Source organism: Streptomyces sp. Z423-1 (genome assembly GCF_013009255.1).
In the GTDB taxonomy this organism is placed as follows: Bacteria; Actinomycetota; Actinomycetes; order Streptomycetales; family Streptomycetaceae; genus Streptomyces; species Streptomyces gossypiisoli.
In genome coordinates this window covers 2088214-2106377 of record NZ_CP053109.1, presented here as the reverse complement: position 1 = coordinate 2106377, position 18164 = coordinate 2088214, and the positions used below count along the sequence as shown (strand labels likewise).

Here is an 18164-nt window from a genome sequence, read left to right as displayed (position 1 = left end):
CCGCTAGTCGAGTGTGGCCTGCCCGGGTGCAGCCTGCCACAACCTTGCCGAGTTGCCCGGCGTGTCGGGCACGGGCCCTGGATCGCCGTTATGGCACGGTTACCTATTCGCAACGCTAAGTGACCAACTCCGTCACCCTGTGCAACAAGCCCCCTCCCGGCGGTCCTTCACGGATCCGGACGCCCTGGCGGGAGACCGGACCCAGGGCTCGCAACAGTACTCCATTTGGGCCACGTGCGTGGATTGGCGCGCCGCTGAACTTCTCCCGGGGGGCGGTACTTGGCCGCCGCTGACGGATTTTCCCGATCACGCAGGTGGCGTACTTCACGGAATCACCGGAAACGGAACTGCCGGTTTCGACCGTACGTGCCCCTCTCGTGCGCCCCAGGGGAGTTCATGCTCCGCTACGACCCCAGCACCCTCCGCAAGTAGTCGTTCTGGAACAGCCGTTCCGGATCCAGCCGGTCCCGCAGCGCCGTGAACTCCCCGAAGCGCGGATAGACCCCGGCGAAGTACTCCGCGTCCCGCGTGTGCACCTTGCCCCAGTGCGGCCGCCCCTCGTGCGCGGTGAAGATCCGCTCGGCGGCGGTGAAGTACGCCTGATAGGGGGTGCCTTGGAACATGTGGACGGCGATGTACGCGGTGTCCCGGCCGGATGCCGTGGACAGCGTGATGTCGTCGCCCGGGGCGGTGCGCACCTCGACGGGGAAGCTGATCCGCAGCCGGGACCGGTCGACCGTCGCCTTCAGCTCGCGCAGCGTCGCCACGACGGCCTCGCGCGGGACGGCGTACTCCATCTCCACGAAACGCACCCGACGCGGAGACGTGAAGACCTTGTACGGGATGTCCGTGTACGTGCGCGCGGACAGGGCCTTGCTGGAGATCTGGGCGATCGTCGGGATGGCGGCGGGCACCGCGCGGCCGACCCAGTTGGCCACCTGGAAGACGCCGTTGGAGAGAAACTCGTCCTCGAACCAGCCCTTGAGCTGCCCCACCGGCCGCTCCGGGCCGGCGCTGCGGTTGTTGCGCTTGGTGTTGGTGTTTCCGGTGTGCGGAAACCAGTAGAACTCGAAGTGTTCGTTCTCGGCCCAGAGTTCGTCGAAGGAGCTGGTGACCCGGTCGAAGGTCATCGGCTCCTCGCGCGCGGTGAGCAGGAAGATCGGCTCGACCGCGAAGGTGATCGCGGTGACGATGCCCAGGGCGCCGAGTCCGATCCGGGCGGCCGCGAACACGTCCGGGTTCTCCTTCTCGGAGCAGGTGAGCACCGAGCCGTCGGCGGTGACCAGCTCCAGGCCCCGGATCTGGGCGGCGATCGAGCCCGAGTCGCGGCCCGTGCCGTGGGTGCCGGTGCTGGTGGCCCCGGAGACGGTCTGCTCCATGATGTCGCCCATGTTGGTCAGCGACAGCCCCTCGCGCGCGAGGGCCACATTGAGTCTCTTGAGCGGGGTGCCGGCCTCGACCGTGACCGTGCCGGCCTCGCGGTCAATGTGGCGTATGCCCGTCAACAGTTGAGGGCGGATCAACACACCGTCGGTCGCCGCTATGGACGTGAAGGAGTGCCCGGATCCGACGGGCTTCACCTTCAGGCCGTCCTCCGCCGCCCGCCGTACCGCCTCGGTCAGCTCCTCCACGGAGGCGGGCGTGACCTCCCGCGCCGGGCGGGCGGCGACATTGCCGCCCCAGTTACGCCACGTGCCGTTCTTCCCGCTCGCTGTGCTGCTCAACGGTGCCTCCCCGACCCGGAGCCGGCCGCTTGAGCCGGCGGTACCCGAGGAAACCGACCGCGACCGCGACGGCCCCGGACACCGCCGGAACCCCGTACGCGGCGCGCGCACCGGCGGCGTCGATCACCCAGCCGGCCACGGAGGAGCCGAGTGCGACCCCCACCGCGAGCCCGGTGCTCACCCAGGTCATGCCCTCGGTCAGTTGCGCGCGTGGTACGTGCTCTTCGATCAGGGACATCGTCGTGATCATCGTGGGAGCGATGGACAGGCCCGCGACGAAGAGCGCCACGGCCAGAAACGGCAAGTTTCCGACCAGTAGGAGGGGGATCATACTCACGGCCATCGCGCATACGCCCAGCAGCCACCGAGGTTCGGGCGCCCCGTTGAAGTGCAGCAGCCCGAAGACGGCCCCCGCCACGCAGGAGCCCAGCGCGTACACCGCGAGGACGATGCTCGCCGCTCCCTTGTGGCCCTGCTCGTCGGCGAAGGCCACAGTGACCACGTCCACCGCCCCGAAGATCGCGCCGGTGGCCACGAAGGTGGTCACCAGGACCTGCAGGCCGGGAGAGCGCATGGCGGAGCCGCCGCCGTGCCGCTCGCGCGGGTGCGGGGCGGGCTCGGTGGACCGCTGCGCGGTCAGCCAGAAGACGCCGACCGCGAGGAAGCAGGCGGCCAGCAGCGGGCCGGCCTCGGGGAACCAGGCGGTGGACAGGCCGATGGAGATGATCGGGCCGAAGATGAAGCAGATCTCGTCCACCACGGACTCGAAGGAGTACGCGGTGTGCAGCTGCGGGGTGCCCCGGTACAGGGCCGCCCAGCGGGCCCGGATCATCGCGCCGACGCTCGGCACGCACCCGATGCCCACACAGGCCGCGAACAGCACCCAGTCCGGCCACCCGTAGTGCGCAGCGACCAGCAGCAGGGCCGCCGCGGCCACCGCCAGCAGAGTCGCCGGGCGCAGCACCCGCCGCTGTCCGTACTGGTCGACCAGCCGCGAGACCTGCGGGCCCGCCACCGCCGCCGACAGCGCGATGGTGGCCGACAGCGCGCCCGCCAGCCCGTACCGCCCGGTGAGCTGGGAGACCATCGTGACCACGCCGATGCCCATCATCGACAGCGGCATCCGGCCGAGGAATCCCGCGGCGGAGAAGCCCTTGGAGCCGGGGGCGGCGAACAGGGCGCGGTAGGGGCTGGGCACTGGGTCTCCGGGCGGCTCGGACGGGACGGCGAGGGGCCGATGCCGCTGCGGTCAGGGCGCGGCACGGCTCTGTACGGATCAGTAAGGCGCGAAGGTGGCTGATACAGCTTACGAGTTAGGTGACCCTAATGCACCCCGGATATGGCGGTGAACACGTGCGGCACCCCACCGTTACCTCACTGTCAGTGCCGGGTGGCAGGATCGGAGTCATGCCAGACGCGCTCGATGCCACCCCCTACGACGCCCTGCTCCTGCTCTCGTTCGGCGGCCCGGAGGGGCCGGACGACGTCGTCCCGTTCCTGGAGAACGTGACGCGCGGGCGCGGCATCCCCAAGGAACGCCTCAAGGAAGTCGGCCGGCACTACTTCCTGTTCGGCGGGGTCAGCCCGATCAACGACCAGAACCGCGCCCTGCTGGACGCCCTGCGCAAGGACTTCGCCGACCACGGCCTGGGCCTGCCGATCTACTGGGGCAACCGCAACTGGGCGCCGTACCTCACGGACACCCTGCGCGAGATGGTCCGCGACGGCCGCCGCCGCATCCTGGTCCTCGCCACCAGCGCCTACGCCTCGTACTCGGGCTGCCGCCAGTACCGCGAGAACCTGGCCGACTCGCTCGCCGCCCTGGAGGCCGAGGGCCTGGACCTGCCGAAGATCGACAAGCTGCGGCACTACTTCAACCACCCCGGCTTCCTGGAGCCCATGATCGAGGGTGTGCTCCAGTCCCTCGCCTCCCTCCCCGAGGACGTCCGCGACGGCGCGCACATCGCGTTCACGACCCACTCGATCCCGGACTCCGCCGCGGACGCCTCCGGCCCGGTCGAGGAGCACGGGGACGGCGGGGCGTACGTCAGGCAGCACCTGGACGTGGCGCAGCTGATCGCCGACGCCGTCCGCGAGCGCACCGGCGTCGACCACTCCTGGCAGCTCGTCTACCAGTCACGCTCCGGCGCCCCGCACATCCCGTGGCTGGAGCCCGATATCTGCGATCACCTGGAGGAGCGGCACGCCGCCGGGGTCCCGGCCGTGGTGATGGCCCCCATCGGGTTCGTCTCCGACCACATGGAGGTCCTCTACGACCTCGACACGGAGGCCAAGGCCAAGGCCGAGGAGCTGGGTCTGCCGGTCGCCCGCTCGGCCACCGTGGGCGCCGACCCGAGGTTCGCCGCGGCGATCCGCGACCTCGTCCTGGAGCGGGCCGCCGTGGAGCGTGGCCAGGACGTCACGCCGTGCGCCCTGGGCGCGCTGGGCCCGAGCCACCACCTCTGCCCGGTGGGCTGCTGCCCGGCCCGCGCCCCGCGTCCCGCCGCCGCGGGCGCCGACAGCCCCTACGCATGAGGAGCGCCGTGACCGACGCCCACCACCTGGACCTGCTGCGCCTCGCCCAGGAGGCCGCCCGCCGCGCCGGTGCGCTGCTGCGGGACGGCCGCCCGGCCGACCTCGCGGTGGCCGCCACCAAGTCCAGCCCCATCGATGTGGTGACCGAGATGGACATCGCGGCGGAGAAGCTGATCACCGACCTGATCTCCGAGCACCGCCCCGACGACGGCTTCCTCGGCGAGGAGGGCGCCTCCAGCGACGGCAGCAGCGGCGTCCGCTGGGTGATCGACCCGCTCGACGGCACGGTGAACTACCTCTACGGGCTGCCCACCTGGGCCGTGTCCATAGCCGCCGAGCAGGACGGCGAGACCGTCGTCGGGGTCGTCGCGGCACCGATGCGCGGCGAGACGTACCACGCGGTGCGCGGCAGCGGGGCCTGGGCGGCCGGAGCCTGGGAGGGCGAGCGCAGGCTGGCCTGCCGGCCGTCCGCGCCGCTGGACCAGGCCCTGGTCTCCACCGGCTTCAACTACGTCACCGAGGTCCGCACGCACCAGGCCGAGATCGCCCGCAAGCTGATCCCGCTCGTCCGGGACATCCGGCGCGGCGGCTCGGCCGCCATCGACCTGTGCGACGTCGCCGCCGGCCGCCTCGACGGCTACTACGAGCGCGGACTCAACGCCTGGGACTTCGGCGCCGGCGACCTGATCGCCCGGGAGGCGGGCGCCCTGACCGGCGGACGGCCCTCAGAGCGCCCGTCACGCGATCTGACGGTCGCGGGTACCCCCGGCGTCTTCGAGCCCCTCCAGCGGCTCCTGGAGGACTTCGGCGCCTGGCACGACTGAGTCGGCCGAAGCACGAACGGGCCCCTGGCGCTGGACTCGCCGGGGGCCCGCTGTCGTACGGGTCAGACGCTTGACGCGCCGACTTCCACACCGTGTTCGGCCGCGAGGCGGCGCAGGTCGTCGAGCTCGCCCTGCTCCACCTCGACGAGGAAGTCGTCGCCCTCGTCCCGGGCCCGCGTCAGGTCGGACTCGGTCGCCCTTATGCGCTGCAGAAGTCCTGCGGTGAATGCGTCCATGCTGCGCCCCCTCGTCCTGGGTCGTGGGTCGATGGCACGGGGGTGTGCCGTTCGGAAGGGGCGATCACGTCTCCCATGGGTGCCCAGCGCTGCCCTGCTGGGCGGCGACGGTGCCGGACACCCACGCCCACTCTGCGGAAGCGGACCGCGGCGTACCGCATGGTGCTGCGGCACAAGCAGAGCGTGATCGCGGGGTGTAAACGGTCCTCCCCCCGCTCCCTCCCGCAGAAACCTCAACCGGAGGAGAAAATCTCACATTCCCGGATCCGGCGTCCGGTTCGCGCGGTGGCCACCACGAGGCTCACCGCGAAGATCGCCGAGGTCCCGCCCGGGCCCCCTCCCGCTGCCGCTCCACCGCCTTACTGCCGACTTATGGCCGAAAAGGGCAGGATGGAGGTCAACACACCCCCGAAGCCCCCTGCTCGCGTGCGCCCCGAGGCGCTGTGCGGGTGGACACAGGAAGGACAAGACGTGCGCGTACTCGTCGTCGAGGACGAGCAGCTGCTCGCCGATGCGGTGGCCACCGGACTGCGCCGGGAGGCCATGGCCGTCGACGTCGTGTACGACGGTGCGGCCGCCCTGGAGCGCATCGGCGTCAACGACTACGACGTGGTCGTCCTCGACCGCGACCTGCCCCTGGTGCACGGCGACGACGTCTGCCGCAAGATCGTCGAGCTCGGCATGCCCACACGCGTGCTGATGCTCACGGCGTCCGGCGACGTCAGTGACCGGGTCGAGGGCCTGGAGATCGGCGCCGACGACTATCTGCCCAAGCCCTTCGCGTTCAGTGAGCTGACCGCGCGCGTGCGTGCCCTCGGCCGCCGCACGAGCGTGCCGCTGCCGCCCGTCCTGGAGCGCGCCGGCATCAAGCTGGACCCGAACCGCCGCGAGGTCTTCCGGGACGGCAAGGAGGTGCAGCTCGCGCCGAAGGAGTTCGCCGTCCTGGAGGTCCTGATGCGCAGCGAGGGCGCCGTCGTCTCCGCCGAGCAGCTGCTGGAGAAGGCCTGGGACGAGAACACCGACCCGTTCACGAACGTGGTGCGCGTGACCGTCATGACCCTGCGCCGCAAGCTGGGCGAGCCGCCTGTCATCGTGACCGTGCCCGGCTCCGGTTACCGGATCTGATCGGCGGTGGCCGCTCACCCCGCGCCTCCCCAGGCGCCCCCGAAGCCCACCTGGGACCCCAGGAAGGCAGCCCCGCCGTTCCCGCTCCTGCGGCCGACCATCCGGATACGGCTCACGCTGCTGTACGGCGGCATGTTCCTGATCGCCGGCATCATGCTGCTGTCGATCATCTACCTGCTCGCCGCGAACGCCATGAACGTGGGCAGTGACCTGCCCTTCAAGATCCTCACCGGCCAGGTGGCGAGCGAGACCTGCAACTTCCCGGGCTCGCCGACCGCGACCGAGCTCAACGAGGCCATGAACGCCTGCGTCAACGAGCAGCGCCAGCACGCCCTGGACAATTTGCTCAGCCGCTCCCTGCTGGCCCTGCTCGGCCTCGCCGTGATCGCCTTCGCGTTCGGCTACGCCATGGCCGGCCGGGTGCTCTCGCCGCTCGGGCGGATCACCCGCACCGCGCGCGCGGTCGCCGGGTCGGACCTGTCCCGGCGGATCGAGCTGGACGGTCCGGACGACGAGCTCAAGGAGCTGGCCGACACCTTCGACGACATGCTGGAGCGGCTGCAGCGGGCCTTCACCGCCCAGCAGCGCTTCGTCGGCAACGCCTCCCACGAGCTCAGAACCCCGCTCGCGATCAACCGCACGCTCCTCGAAGTGCACCTGTCCGACCCGCACGCGCCCGTGGAGCTCCAGCAGCTCGGCAAGACGCTGCTGGCCACCAACGAGCGCAGCGAACAGCTCGTGGAGGGCCTGCTGCTGCTCGCCCGCAGCGACAACCAGATCGTCGAGCGGGGGCCCGTGGACCTCGCCGAGGTCGCCTCGCAGGCCATCGACCAGGTGCACGCCGAGGCGGACGCCAAGGGCGTGCAGATCCGCGGCAAGCGCGAGCCCGCGGTCGTCCAGGGCAACGGCGTCCTGCTGGAGCGGATCGCGCTGAACCTGGTGCAGAACGCCGTCCGGTACAACGTGCCCGAGGACGGCTGGGTCGAGGTCACCACCGAGATCCAGCACGGCCAGGCCGTCCTGGTCGTGGCGAACACCGGACCGGTGGTGCCGGCGTACGAGATCGACAACCTCTTCGAGCCCTTCCGCAGGCTGCGCACGGAGCGCACCGGCAGCGACAAGGGGGTCGGCCTCGGCCTGTCCATCGTCCGGTCCGTGGCCCGGGCGCACGGCGGGCACATCGCGGCGCGGCCGCGGGAGGGGGGCGGGCTCGTGATGCGGGTCACCTTCCCGATTTGAGGGGGCCCGGCGACGCACCTGGCTGCGCGCCTGGCGACACACCCGGGGATGTTCGCTTTGCGCGGAATTCTCCGGGCACCCGTCCGGTCGCTCCCTGTGTGATCAATCACAAAGGCGATTTTCTGGCCATCTACTCTCCGTGATCATGTGAGCTACCGGAAAGCCCGGAAAATCCGGGTTTTCCGGGGGCTTGATCACGGGAAGTACACGGTGAGACGCCTTTGAGGTGCGACATTCGGACCGTGTACGGTCCCGATCGCCATCCAAGCCGATCACTCGTGAGGAGTCCGGTTGGGTGTCGATTGAGTAACAGACCTTGATGTGAGGCAAAATCTCCGCCTCGGGTCGGGCACAAGTCCGGCCTCTCACGCGTTACGTGCGCTGGAGACACCGCAGACACCCGGAGGGGGAGAGCGACATGGCAACCGACTACGACACCCCACGCAAGACCGACGACGACGTCGACTCGGACAGCCTTGAAGAGCTGAAGGCCCGGCGGAACGACAAGTCCGCCTCGGCCGTGGACGTCGACGAGTTCGAGGCCGCAGAGGGCCTGGAGCTGCCCGGCGCCGACCTCTCAAACGAGGAGCTGGCAGTCCGCGTGCTGCCGAAGCAGCAGGACGAGTTCACGTGCATGAGCTGCTTCCTGGTCCACCACCGCAGCCAGCTGGCCCGGGAGAAGAACGGTCAGCCGATCTGCCGCGACTGCGACTGAGGCGGGGTCGGCCGTGACTGGCTCGACCCCACCTCGGAAGCGCCGCTTCCCCTGGGGAGCGGACAAGGGGCCGTCCGACGGCCCTCACGGCGTGCGTGACGACGAGCGGGGCTCCCCCGGCACGGGACCTGTCCCTACGGGGTCGGCCTCGCTCGAACCGGTCGGTGACCGGGCTGACCTCCCGGTGCCGGCTGAGGGTCCCGCCCCCGTCGCAAGGCGCCGGGCGGCGGTGATCCGGGACAGGGCCAGGGACCTGGCCAGGGAAGGCGCCCGCAAGGGCGGCCGACACGCCAGGGTGGGCCTCGGCTACCTCGCCGACCGGCTGATCGAGATCGCCCCGCGGATCCCCGTACGAGACCTGGCGACGCTGCGCAAGCAGTTCCCGGGCCTCGGTCCCGAACAGCTCGCGGACAAGCTGATCGCGGGCGCGGCGAACGCGTCGGCGACGGTCGGCGCGGGCGTGGGAGCGGCGGCGATGCTGCCCGTGCCGCCCGCGATGCCCACGGAGCTGGCCGCGGAGATCACCGGGGTCGCGGCGATAGAGCTGAAGCTGATCGCCGAGCTCCACGAGATCTACGGCGCGCGGCCGCCCGGCAATCTGAAGGACCGCAGCAGCGCGTATCTGAGGTCCTGGTCGGAGGAGCGTGGGATCGATCCCCTGAAGCCCTCGACGGTGAACTCCGCTTTCGGCGGTCACATGAAACGGCAGCTGCGCCAGCAGATCATGAAACGCATGGTGCGCAACCTGCCCAACCTGATGCCGTTCATGGTCGGGGCCGCGGTCGGCGCGGTCATGAACCGGCGCGACACCAAGAAGCTAGCGGCGCGGATCCGGGCGGACCTGCGCAAGACGCAGGTGCCCTGGGACCAGCTGACGGAACTGCCGCCGCTGGAGCGGCCCGCGGACGCGCTGCCGATGGGCAACGGGCAGCAGAACGAGCTCGGGCGCTGAGCGGCGTCGCAGTTACGCTGCGGCCGCTTCCCTCGCCGTCCTGATCGCCTCCGCCAGCCGCTGCGGCTCACGCGTCGACAGGTACAGGTATGGCGTCGGGTCCGCGGGGTCGGTGATCTCGACCCGCAGGGCCGTGGGGATGTAGGCGCGGAGCAGCATGAAGGCACGGGTGTCCGCCTTGTGCGTGCGCCAGGCCCGGGCCTCCTCCGGGCCCAGGATCTCCGTCTCGCCCAGCGCCGTGACCGGCACCCTCGCCTCGCCCGCGATCAGGGCGCCGCCCACCACGCGGATGCGGACCGAGCCGTACGAACTCGCCGCCACCGCCGCGGCGGCCGTGCCGCCGACCAGGCCGCCCAGCATCGGCAGCGTGCCGAAGGGCAGCAGGATCAGGGCGAGCGAGACCCCGGCCAGGAAGCTGATCAGCCACCAGGAGCGGGGCGCGGTGAGGCGTTCTTCGTACGGGGTGGCGGAAAGCTGCATGACGTCAAGCTTGGCACGGTGTCCGCGCGCCGCCCGGATCAGGGGGCAGCGGGCAGCGCTGTCAGGTAGGGCGGTGGTGGGAGACGGGCGGGCAGGGGGGCCAGCGCGCAGCGCTGTCAGGTAGGGCGGTGGTGGGAGACGGGCGGGCAGGGGGGCCAGCGCGCAGCGCTGTCAGGTAGGGCGGTGGTGGGAGACGGGCGGGCGGGTAAGGTCTGCGGCTGTGAGTGGTACAACCCCAGCTCTGACGCCTCCCGCCGATGCGAAGCAGCCGGTGCGGCACGCCGACGCCCCCGCGCCCGGTGAGCTCCTCGGCGCGCACTACGGCCAGTGCTTCGGCTGCGGCGGCGAACAGCCGCACGGGCTGCACCTGGCGGCGCGGGCCGGCGAAGGGCTGTCGATCACCGCCGAGTTCACCGTACGGCCCGAACACCAGGGCGCCCCTGGCCTCGCGCACGGCGGAGTGCTCGCCACCGCCCTCGACGAGACGCTCGGCTCGCTGAACTGGCTGCTGCGCACCATCGCCGTGACCGGCCGGCTGGAGACCGACTTCGTCCGGCCCGTTCCGGTGGGCACCACACTGCACCTCGCGGCCGAGGTGACCGCGGTGGCCGGACGGAAGATCTACTCGACCGCCACCGGACGCATCGGCGCCCCCGACGGCCCCGTCGCCGTCCGCGCCGACGCCCTCTTCATCGAGGTCAAGGTCGACCACTTCATCGACCACGGCCGTGCGGAGGAGATCCAGGCCGCCATGAACGACCCCGACCAGATCCGGCGCGCCCGCGCCTTCGAGGTGAACCCGTGAGCCGCGACCCCGTGAACGTGCTGATCCGGCGCGTCGACGCGGACGTACCGCTTCCGACGTACGCGCACCCCGGTGACGCGGGAGCCGATCTGCGCACCACCGAGGCGTGTGAACTGGCGCCGGGCGAGCGGGCCGTGCTGCCCACGGGGGTGTCTGTCGCGCTGCCCGAGGGGTACGCGGCCTTCGTACACCCTCGTTCCGGTCTTGCCGCCCGCTGCGGTGTCGCCCTCGTGAATGCCCCGGGGACGGTTGATGCCGGGTACCGTGGGGAGATCAAGGTGATCGTGGTGAATCTGGACCCGCGCGAGACCGTGCGGTTCGAGCGCTTCGACCGGATTGCCCAACTGGTCGTCCAGCAGGTCGAGAAGGTCCGCTTCCAGGAGGTGGCGGAGCTTCCCGGCTCGGCGCGGGCCGAGGGGGGCTTCGGGTCCACCGGCGGCCATGCCGCGGTGGGCGACGGGGGCGGCACAAGCGGCCTTGCCGCCGTGGGCGGCAAGGCGGGTGGGAATCGATACGCTTCGGTCGTATCCGACCGGGAAGGACAGTGACGTGTTCGGACGTCGCAAGAAGAAGGATGCCGCCGAGGACGCGGCCGGCGAGGCCGAGCAGGTCGTCGACAGCGTCGACACTGAGGCGGACGACGAGGTCGAGCGCGAGCGGGTGCGGCTGGAGCCGGAACCGCGGCCCGACGGACCCTGGGACAGCACCGAGGTGCGGGACCCGGCCGAGGGCCGGGTCGACCTGGGCGGGCTGTTCGTGCCGGGAGTCGACGGCATGGAGCTTCGGGTGGAGGTCGCGGGTGACGCGATCGTCGCGGCGACCGTCGTGCTCCGGGACAGCGCCATCCAGCTCCAGGCCTTCGCCGCGCCCAAGCGCGAGGGCATCTGGGGCGAGGTGCGCGAGGAGATCGCGGCCGGCATCACGCAGCAGGGCGGCATCGTCGACGAGGTCGAGGGCCCGCTCGGCTGGGAGCTGCGGGCCCAGGTACCGGTGCAGCTGCCGGACGGCACGGGCGGCTTCCAGGTCGTCCGGTTCGTCGGTGTGGACGGGCCCCGCTGGTTCCTGCGTGGTGTGATCTCGGGCCAGGGCGCGGTGCAGCCGCAGGCGGCCGGGCTGCTGGAGAACATCTTCCGGGACACGGTTGTGGTCCGCGGTGAGGGCCCGATGGCGCCCCGCGACCCGATCGTCCTCAAGCTGCCGAACGACGCGCAGATGGTCCCCGAGGGCGTCCAGCAGGACGACCAGGGCAGCTCCCGCTTCTCCGGCGGCATGGGCCAGCTCCAGCGCGGACCGGAGATCACCGAGGTCCGCTGAGACAGAGACAGGCACGACAGGGCCGTATCCACTGGGGTGCGGCCCTTTCGCATGGGCCGGCGCGTCAGGGTTCTGTCAAAGACGTTCCCCCGCCCCCTCGTCGTCCCCTTTGCCCGGAACGTTGGCCGTAAGGTCGACGCTGCGTACGCAGCAGTTTGCGGAAGACGGACAATGAGGCCATGGCACGCGGCAAGTTTCGGATCTACCTCGGTGCGGCACCGGGCGTGGGCAAGACGTACGCCATGCTGTCCGAGGCCCACCGACGGGTGGAGCGGGGCACGGACTGCGTGGTGGCCTTCGTGGAACTGCACGACCGCCCGCGCACCGAGGTGATGCTGCACGGCCTGGAGCAGATCCCGCGCAAGCGGCTGGAGTACCGCGGCGGGACTTTCACCGAGATGGACGTGGACGCCGTCCTGGCCCGCCATCCGCAGGTCGCCCTGGTGGACGAACTCGCCCACACCAACATCCCCGGCTCGCGCAACGCCAAGCGCTGGCAGGACGTGGAGGAACTGCTCGCGGCCGGCATCGACGTGATCTCCACCGTCAACATCCAGCACCTGGAGTCGCTGGGTGACGTGGTCGAGTCGATCACGGGGGTCCGGCAGCGGGAGACCGTGCCGGACGAGGTGGTCCGGCGGGCGGACCAGATCGAACTGGTCGACATGTCGCCGCAGGCGCTGCGTCGCCGTATGGCGCACGGGAACATCTACAAGCCGGACAAGGTGGATGCGGCCCTGTCGAACTACTTCCGGCCGGGCAACCTCACCGCCTTGCGGGAGCTGGCGCTGCTGTGGGTGGCGGACCGGGTCGACGAGTACCTGAAGCAGTACCGCAGTGAGCACCGGGTGTCGAAGATCTGGGGTTCTCGGGAGCGGATCGTGGTGGGTCTGACCGGCGGTCCGGAGGGGCGGACCCTGATCCGGCGGGCGGCGCGGCTGGCGGAGAAGGGTGCCGGTGGGGAGGTGCTGGCCGTCTACATAGCGCGCAGCGACGGTCTCACGGCCGCCTCGCCGAAGGAACTGGCGGTCCAGCGCACCCTCGTGGAGGATCTCGGCGGCACCTTCCACCACGTCGTCGGCGACGACATACCGGCCGCGCTGCTGGACTTCGCGCGCGGCGTGAACGCCACCCAGATCGTCCTCGGGTCGTCGCGGCGCAAGACCTGGCAGTACGTCTTCGGACCCGGCGTCGGCGCGACGGTCGCCCGGGAGTCCGGACCCGACCTCGACGTCCACATCGTCACGCACGACGAGGTCGCCAAGGGCCGCGGCCTGCCCGTGGCCCGGGGTGCGCGGCTGGGGCGGGGCCGGATCATCTGGGGCTGGGCCGTCGGCCTCGCCGGTCCGGCGATCCTGGCGGTGCTGCTGAACGCCGTCGACCTCGGCCTCGCCAACAACGTGCTGCTGTTCCTGACGCTGACGGTGGCGGCGGCGCTGCTCGGCGGGCTGCTGCCGGCGCTGGCCTCGGCGGCCTTCGGAACGTTCCTGCTGAACTACTTCTTCACTCCGCCCCTGCACCGCCTGACCATCGCCGACTCCAGGAACATCGTCGCGCTGGTGATCTTCGTGGCCGTCGCCGTGTCCGTGGCGTCGGTGATGGACCTCGCGGCCCGGCGCACGCACCAGGCGGCCCGGCTGCGGGCGGAGTCGGAGATCCTGTCCTTCCTCGCGGGCAACGTGCTGCGCGGCGAGACCAGCCTGGAGGCACTGCTGGAGCGGGTGCGCGAGACGTTCGGCATGGAGTCGGCCGCGCTGCTGGAGCGCAAGAGCGACATCGACCCGTGGACCTGCGTGGGCCGCGTCGGCTTCGGCGGGCCGGTGGAACGCCCGGAGGACGCGGACGTGGACATGCCGGTCGGGGACCACATGGCGCTCGCGCTGACCGGCCGGGTGCTGCCCGCGGAGGACCGCCGGGTGCTGGCCGCGTTCGCCGCCCAGGCCGTGGTCGTGCTGGACCGCCGACGGCTCCAGGAGGAGGCCGACCAGGCCCGCACACTGGCCGAGGGCAACCGGATCCGTACGGCGCTGCTGGCCGCCGTCAGCCATGACCTGCGTACCCCACTGGCCGGAATCAAGGCGGCCGTCTCCAGTCTGCGGTCCGACGACGTGGCGTGGTCCGAGGAGGACCAGGCGGAACTCCTCGAAGGCATCGAGGAGGGCGCCGACCGGCTCGACCATCTGGTGGGCAACCTGCTCGACATGTCCCGCCTGCAGACCGGCACGGTCACGCCGATCATCCGCGAGGTCGACCTCGACGAGGTCGTGCCGATGGCGCTGGGCGGCGTACCCGAGGACAGCGCGGTCCTGGACGTTCCGGAGACGCTGCCGATGGTCCGGGTGGACGCCGGGCTGCTGGAGCGGGCGGTCGCCAACGTCGTGGAGAACGCGGTCAAGTACAGCCCGGACGGTACGCCCGTGCTGGTCGCCGCCAGCGCCATCGCCGACCGCGTCGAGGTGCGGGTCGTGGACCGGGGACCGGGCGTGCCCGACGAGGCGAAGGACCGCATCTTCGAGCCGTTCCAGCGGTACGGCGACGCCCCGCGCGGTGCCGGAGTGGGCCTCGGCCTCGCGGTCGCCCGGGGCTTCGCCGAGGCCATGGGCGGCACCCTCAACGCCGAGGACACACCCGGCGGCGGCCTGACGATGGTCCTCACGCTCCGCGCGGGAAAGCGCCCCGCGTTTCTCTCCGTACCTTCAGAAGGGCAGGCTTCATGGTGAGTCTCACTGGGGGTGCTCCCCAGACCCCCAGAGTGCTCGTGGTCGACGACGAGCCACAGATCGTGCGGGCCCTCGTGATCAACCTCAAGGCGCGCAAGTACGAGGTCGACGCGGCCCACGACGGGGCCACCGCCCTCCAGCTCGCCGCCGCCCGCCACCCCGACGTGGTGGTCCTCGACCTGGGACTGCCCGACATGGACGGCGTCGAGGTGATCAAGGGGCTGCGCGGCTGGACCCGGGTGCCGATCATCGTGCTGTCGGCCCGGCACTCCTCCGACGAGAAGGTCGAGGCACTCGACGCGGGCGCCGACGACTACGTCACCAAGCCCTTCGGCATGGACGAACTGCTCGCCCGGCTGCGGGCCGCCGTCCGCCGCGCCGAGCCCGCCGGGGCCGGTGAGGACGAGGTGGTCGTGGACACCGACGAGTTCACCGTCGACCTCGCCGCGAAGAAGGTCAACCGGGGTGGGAGGGACGTACGGCTGACGCCCACGGAGTGGCATCTGCTGGAGGTGCTGGTGCGCAACACCGGCCGACTGGTCAGCCAGAAGCAGCTGTTGCAGGAGGTGTGGGGGCCGTCGTACGGGACGGAGACGAACTATCTGCGCGTGTACATGGCACAGATGCGGCGGAAGCTGGAGGCGGATCCGTCGCATCCGAAGCACTTCATCACGGAGCCGGGGATGGGGTATCGCTTCGAGAGGTGAGTCCGGGTGCGGTGCGGCTGCGGGCGCGGGTGCGGGTTCGGGCCGTGGCACGGGGGTACGTGACTGGGGGTACGTTGCTGTCAGTCCACCCCGGTAGGCTTCAGACATGAGTGCTGTTCCTCGTTCCGAAAAGCCGGCGGGCCGGTTCCGGCGCATGCTCGACCGGCTCTCCTCTTCGCAGGAGGACCTGGAGTCCGAGGAGCTGCGGGAGGACGCCGAGACCGCGGGTTGTACGCGCATCGGTGACTGCCATGACCGACAGATCGTCACGGTTACTGGTACCTTGCGCACGGTCACGCTGCGTCCGCGCGCGGGGGTCCCGGCCCTGGAGGCCGAGTTGTTCGACGGCTCCGCCGCACTGGACGTCGTGTGGCTCGGCAGGCGCTCCATCGTCGGGATAGAACCGGGGCGCAAGCTGATCGCATCGGGCCGGATCTCGATGAGCCGGGGCCGCCGGGTGCTTTTCAACCCCAAGTACGAACTGAGACCCCTCGGACGGGAGTAGCCGGTGACGTCGCTCGACAAGCCGACTGAGCACACCGAAGACACGGAGCACGACAACCGGGCAGTGACGGAGGCCGCACTGTTCGAGGCCTTCGGCGGCGTGCGGGGCATGATCGAGACGGTGCTGCCGGGCCTCCTCTTCGTGACCATCTACACGATCAACAAGGACCTGCACCTGTCCGCGCTCGCCGCCCTGGGTGTGTCCGTGCTGCTCGTGGTGGTCCGCCTGGCGATGAGGGACACCGTCAAGCACGCCTTCAGCGGTGTCTTCGGCGTGGCGTTCGGTGTCGTCTTCGCGATGATGACCGGCAACGCCAAGGACTTCTACCTGCCGGGCATGCTCTACACGCTGGGCCTGGCGCTGGCGTACATCATCACCACACTGGCCGGTGTTCCCCTGATCGGCCTGATGCTCGGCCCGGTCTTCAAGGAGAACCTCTCCTGGCGCACCCGCAACCCCGGCCGCAAGAAGGCGTACGCCAAGGCCAGCTGGGCGTGGGGCCTGATCCTGCTCGGCAAGTCCGCGATCCTCTTCCCGCTGTACTGGTGGGCGGACACCACGCAGCTCGGGTGGGTGCTGGTCACCCTGAAGATCCCGCCCTTCCTGCTGGCGGTGTGGCTGACCTGGGTCTTCCTGGCCAAGGCGCCGCCGCCCATCGACGTCTTCGCCGAGATGGAGGCGGAGGAGAAGCGCCAGGAGGCCGAGAAGGCGCGTCGCGAGGCGGAGGCACGGTCGGTCGAGTAGGCCTCCGGGCCGGGCCGACCGAGTAGGCGGCTTCAAGAACCGGATGAGCGAGGGCGCCCTGCGATCGCAGGGCGCCCTCGGTGTCGTGGCTGCTGTGGTGGCTAGTCCGCCCGGTGCTCCCGGCGGACCGACAGCAGGTCCTCCAGTTGCTCCTCACGGGCCTGCGCGGCCACGAAGAGCAGTTCGTCGCCCGCCTCCAGGGAGTCCTCCTGGGACGGGGTGAGGACGCGGGTGCCGCGGATGATGGTGACCAGGGAGGTGTCCTCGGGCCACTCCACGTCACCGACCTGGGTGCCGGCCAGGGCCGACTCCTCCGGCAGGGTCAGCTCGACGAGGTTGGCGTCGCCGTGGCTGAAGCGCAGCAGGCGGACCAGGTCGCCGACGCTGACCGCCTCCTCGACCAGGGCCGACATCAGGCGCGGGGTGGAGACGGCGACGTCGACGCCCCAGGACTCGTTGAACAGCCACTCGTTCTTGGGGTTGTTGACGCGGGCGACGACGCGCGGGACGCCGTACTCCGTCTTGGCCAGCAGGGAGACGACCAGGTTCACCTTGTCGTCGCCCGTCGCGGCGATCACGACGTTGCAGCGCTGGAGCGCCGCCTCGTCCAGGGACGTGATCTCGCAGGCGTCGGCGAGCAGCCACTCCGCCTGTGGGACGCGCTCGACCGAGATGGCGGTCGGCGCCTTGTCGATGAGCAGGACCTCGTGGCCGTTCTCCAGCAGCTCACCGGCGATCGACCGGCCGACCGCGCCGGCTCCGGCAATGGCGACGCGCATCAGTGACCGCCCTCCTTCACGGGTCCCTCGGCGAACGACGCCTCGACCTTCTCGACATCGGCACTGCGCATCATCACGTGCACCAGGTCGCCCTCCTGCAAGACCGTCTGCGAGGTGGGCAGGATGGCCTCGCCGAGGCGGGTGAGGAACGCCACGCGGACGCCCGTCTCCTCCTGGAGCTTGCTGATCTTGTGGCCGACCCAGGCGCTGGAGGCGTGCACCTCGGCGAGCTGCACGCCGCCGGTGGGATCGCGCCACAGCGGCTCGGAGCCGGACGGCAGCAGCCGGCGCAGCATCTGGTCCGCCGTCCAGCGGACCGTGGCGACCGTCGGAATGCCGAGGCGCTGGTAGACCTCGGCACGGCGGGGGTCGTAGATACGGGCGGCGACGTTCTCGACGCCGAACATCTCGCGGGCCACGCGGGCGGCGATGATGTTGGAGTTGTCGCCGCTGGAGACCGCGGCGAAGGCGCCGGCCTCCTCGATGCCCGCCTCGCGCAGGGTGTCCTGGTCGAAGCCGACTCCGGTGACCCTGCGGCCACCGAACGAGGAGCCCAGTCGTCGGAAGGCGGTGGGGTCCTGGTCGATCACGGCGACCGTGTGCCCCTGTTGCTCCAGGGTCTGGGCGAGAGCGGAACCCACCCTGCCGCAGCCCATGATGACGATGTGCACGACCGTCCTTCCGAGGTCAGGAGATGTTGACTTGGCTTGAAACAGGGTCTCAGACCGCTGACCAAGCTACACACGCACGGTCCGCGGCG

19 protein-coding genes are annotated in these 18164 nt (G+C 70.8%); 13 read left to right on the top strand and 6 right to left on the bottom strand.

The window, feature by feature from the left end; translation table 11 throughout:
- Nucleotides 1–404 precede the first annotated feature (404 nt).
- Together HJD23_RS09620 and HJD23_RS09615 are read right to left on the bottom strand one after the other, a co-directional pair.
- Nucleotides 405–1724: a D-arabinono-1,4-lactone oxidase gene (locus HJD23_RS09620; RefSeq protein ID WP_171114523.1), complete on the bottom strand. Its 1320-nt coding sequence runs from the start codon at nt 1722–1724 to the stop codon at nt 405–407.
- The gene (locus HJD23_RS09615) at nt 1684–2922 is read right to left on the bottom strand and encodes an MFS transporter (protein WP_171114524.1); all 1239 of its coding nucleotides are present in this window, start codon (nt 2920–2922) and stop codon (nt 1684–1686) included. Before HJD23_RS09615 ends, HJD23_RS09620 begins: the two co-directional genes overlap by 41 nt.
- A 209-nt stretch (nt 2923–3131) precedes the next feature.
- On the opposite strand from HJD23_RS09615, the gene HJD23_RS09610 reads away from it, so the two are divergent.
- Complete coding sequence (locus HJD23_RS09610) at nt 3132–4259, top strand: ferrochelatase (RefSeq protein ID WP_171114525.1); 1128 nt, start codon at nt 3132–3134, stop codon at nt 4257–4259.
- A gap of 8 nt (nt 4260–4267) precedes the next feature.
- On the top strand, nt 4268–5083 hold the full coding sequence (locus HJD23_RS09605; protein WP_171114526.1) for an inositol monophosphatase family protein: 816 nt from the start codon (nt 4268–4270) through the stop codon (nt 5081–5083).
- 62 nt (nt 5084–5145) lie between these two features.
- Here the strand turns inward: HJD23_RS09605 and HJD23_RS09600 are convergent, their stop codons facing one another.
- Nucleotides 5146–5319: a hypothetical protein gene (locus HJD23_RS09600; protein WP_003997305.1), complete on the bottom strand. Its 174-nt coding sequence runs from the start codon at nt 5317–5319 to the stop codon at nt 5146–5148.
- Nucleotides 5320–5790: 471 nt separating this feature from the next.
- Here HJD23_RS09600 and HJD23_RS09595 point away from each other — a divergent pair, with 471 nt between their 5' ends.
- From HJD23_RS09595 to HJD23_RS09580, 4 genes are all read left to right on the top strand, one after another.
- The gene (locus HJD23_RS09595) at nt 5791–6444 is read left to right on the top strand and encodes a response regulator transcription factor (RefSeq protein WP_007385219.1); all 654 of its coding nucleotides are present in this window, start codon (nt 5791–5793) and stop codon (nt 6442–6444) included.
- Nucleotides 6445–6450: 6 nt separating this feature from the next.
- Nucleotides 6451–7683 (top strand): HAMP domain-containing sensor histidine kinase, encoded by a 1233-nt coding sequence (locus HJD23_RS09590; RefSeq protein WP_171114527.1) that lies wholly within the window; start codon nt 6451–6453, stop codon nt 7681–7683.
- A gap of 418 nt (nt 7684–8101) precedes the next feature.
- Nucleotides 8102–8398, top strand: a complete 297-nt coding sequence (locus HJD23_RS09585; protein ID WP_003993510.1) for a DUF4193 domain-containing protein — start codon at nt 8102–8104, stop codon at nt 8396–8398.
- 13 nt (nt 8399–8411) lie between these two features.
- Nucleotides 8412–9350 carry a hypothetical protein gene (locus tag HJD23_RS09580; protein WP_171114528.1) on the top strand — a complete coding sequence of 313 codons (939 nt, stop codon included), beginning with the start codon at nt 8412–8414 and terminating at the stop codon, nt 9348–9350.
- 12 nt (nt 9351–9362) lie between these two features.
- Here the strand turns inward: HJD23_RS09580 and HJD23_RS09575 are convergent, their stop codons facing one another.
- Nucleotides 9363–9830, bottom strand: coding sequence for a DUF3093 domain-containing protein (locus HJD23_RS09575; protein WP_171114529.1), 468 nt, complete (start codon nt 9828–9830; stop codon nt 9363–9365).
- Between the two features lie 220 nt (nt 9831–10050).
- Here HJD23_RS09575 and HJD23_RS09570 point away from each other — a divergent pair, with 220 nt between their 5' ends.
- From HJD23_RS09570 to HJD23_RS09540, 7 genes are all read left to right on the top strand, one after another.
- Nucleotides 10051–10635 carry a PaaI family thioesterase gene (locus HJD23_RS09570; protein WP_171114530.1) on the top strand — a complete coding sequence of 195 codons (585 nt, stop codon included), beginning with the start codon at nt 10051–10053 and terminating at the stop codon, nt 10633–10635.
- Nucleotides 10632–11183: a dUTP diphosphatase gene (dut, locus tag HJD23_RS09565; protein WP_141313099.1), complete on the top strand. Its 552-nt coding sequence runs from the start codon at nt 10632–10634 to the stop codon at nt 11181–11183. The genes HJD23_RS09570 and dut overlap by 4 nt, the downstream gene beginning before the upstream one ends.
- 1 nt (nt 11184) lies before the next feature.
- A complete protein-coding gene (locus HJD23_RS09560; protein WP_171114531.1) occupies nt 11185–11949 on the top strand; it encodes a DUF3710 domain-containing protein in 765 nt (254 codons plus the stop codon).
- Nucleotides 11950–12128: 179 nt separating this feature from the next.
- Nucleotides 12129–14669, top strand: a complete 2541-nt coding sequence (locus HJD23_RS09555; RefSeq protein WP_171134007.1) for a sensor histidine kinase KdpD — start codon at nt 12129–12131, stop codon at nt 14667–14669.
- On the top strand, nt 14663–15376 hold the full coding sequence (locus HJD23_RS09550; RefSeq protein WP_171108566.1) for a response regulator: 714 nt from the start codon (nt 14663–14665) through the stop codon (nt 15374–15376). Before HJD23_RS09555 ends, HJD23_RS09550 begins: the two co-directional genes overlap by 7 nt.
- 106 nt (nt 15377–15482) lie before the next feature.
- Nucleotides 15483–15881 carry an OB-fold nucleic acid binding domain-containing protein gene (locus tag HJD23_RS09545; protein WP_079048543.1) on the top strand — a complete coding sequence of 133 codons (399 nt, stop codon included), beginning with the start codon at nt 15483–15485 and terminating at the stop codon, nt 15879–15881.
- Nucleotides 15882–15884: 3 nt separating this feature from the next.
- Nucleotides 15885–16625: a DUF3159 domain-containing protein gene (locus tag HJD23_RS09540; RefSeq protein ID WP_171108568.1), complete on the top strand. Its 741-nt coding sequence runs from the start codon at nt 15885–15887 to the stop codon at nt 16623–16625.
- 101 nt (nt 16626–16726) lie between these two features.
- Here the strand turns inward: HJD23_RS09540 and HJD23_RS09535 are convergent, their stop codons facing one another.
- Nucleotides 16727–17404 carry a TrkA family potassium uptake protein gene (locus HJD23_RS09535; protein ID WP_171108570.1) on the bottom strand — a complete coding sequence of 226 codons (678 nt, stop codon included), beginning with the start codon at nt 17402–17404 and terminating at the stop codon, nt 16727–16729.
- On the bottom strand, nt 17404–18075 hold the full coding sequence (locus HJD23_RS09530; protein WP_171108572.1) for a TrkA family potassium uptake protein: 672 nt from the start codon (nt 18073–18075) through the stop codon (nt 17404–17406). Before HJD23_RS09530 ends, HJD23_RS09535 begins: the two co-directional genes overlap by 1 nt.
- Nucleotides 18076–18164: the final 89 nt, after the last annotated feature.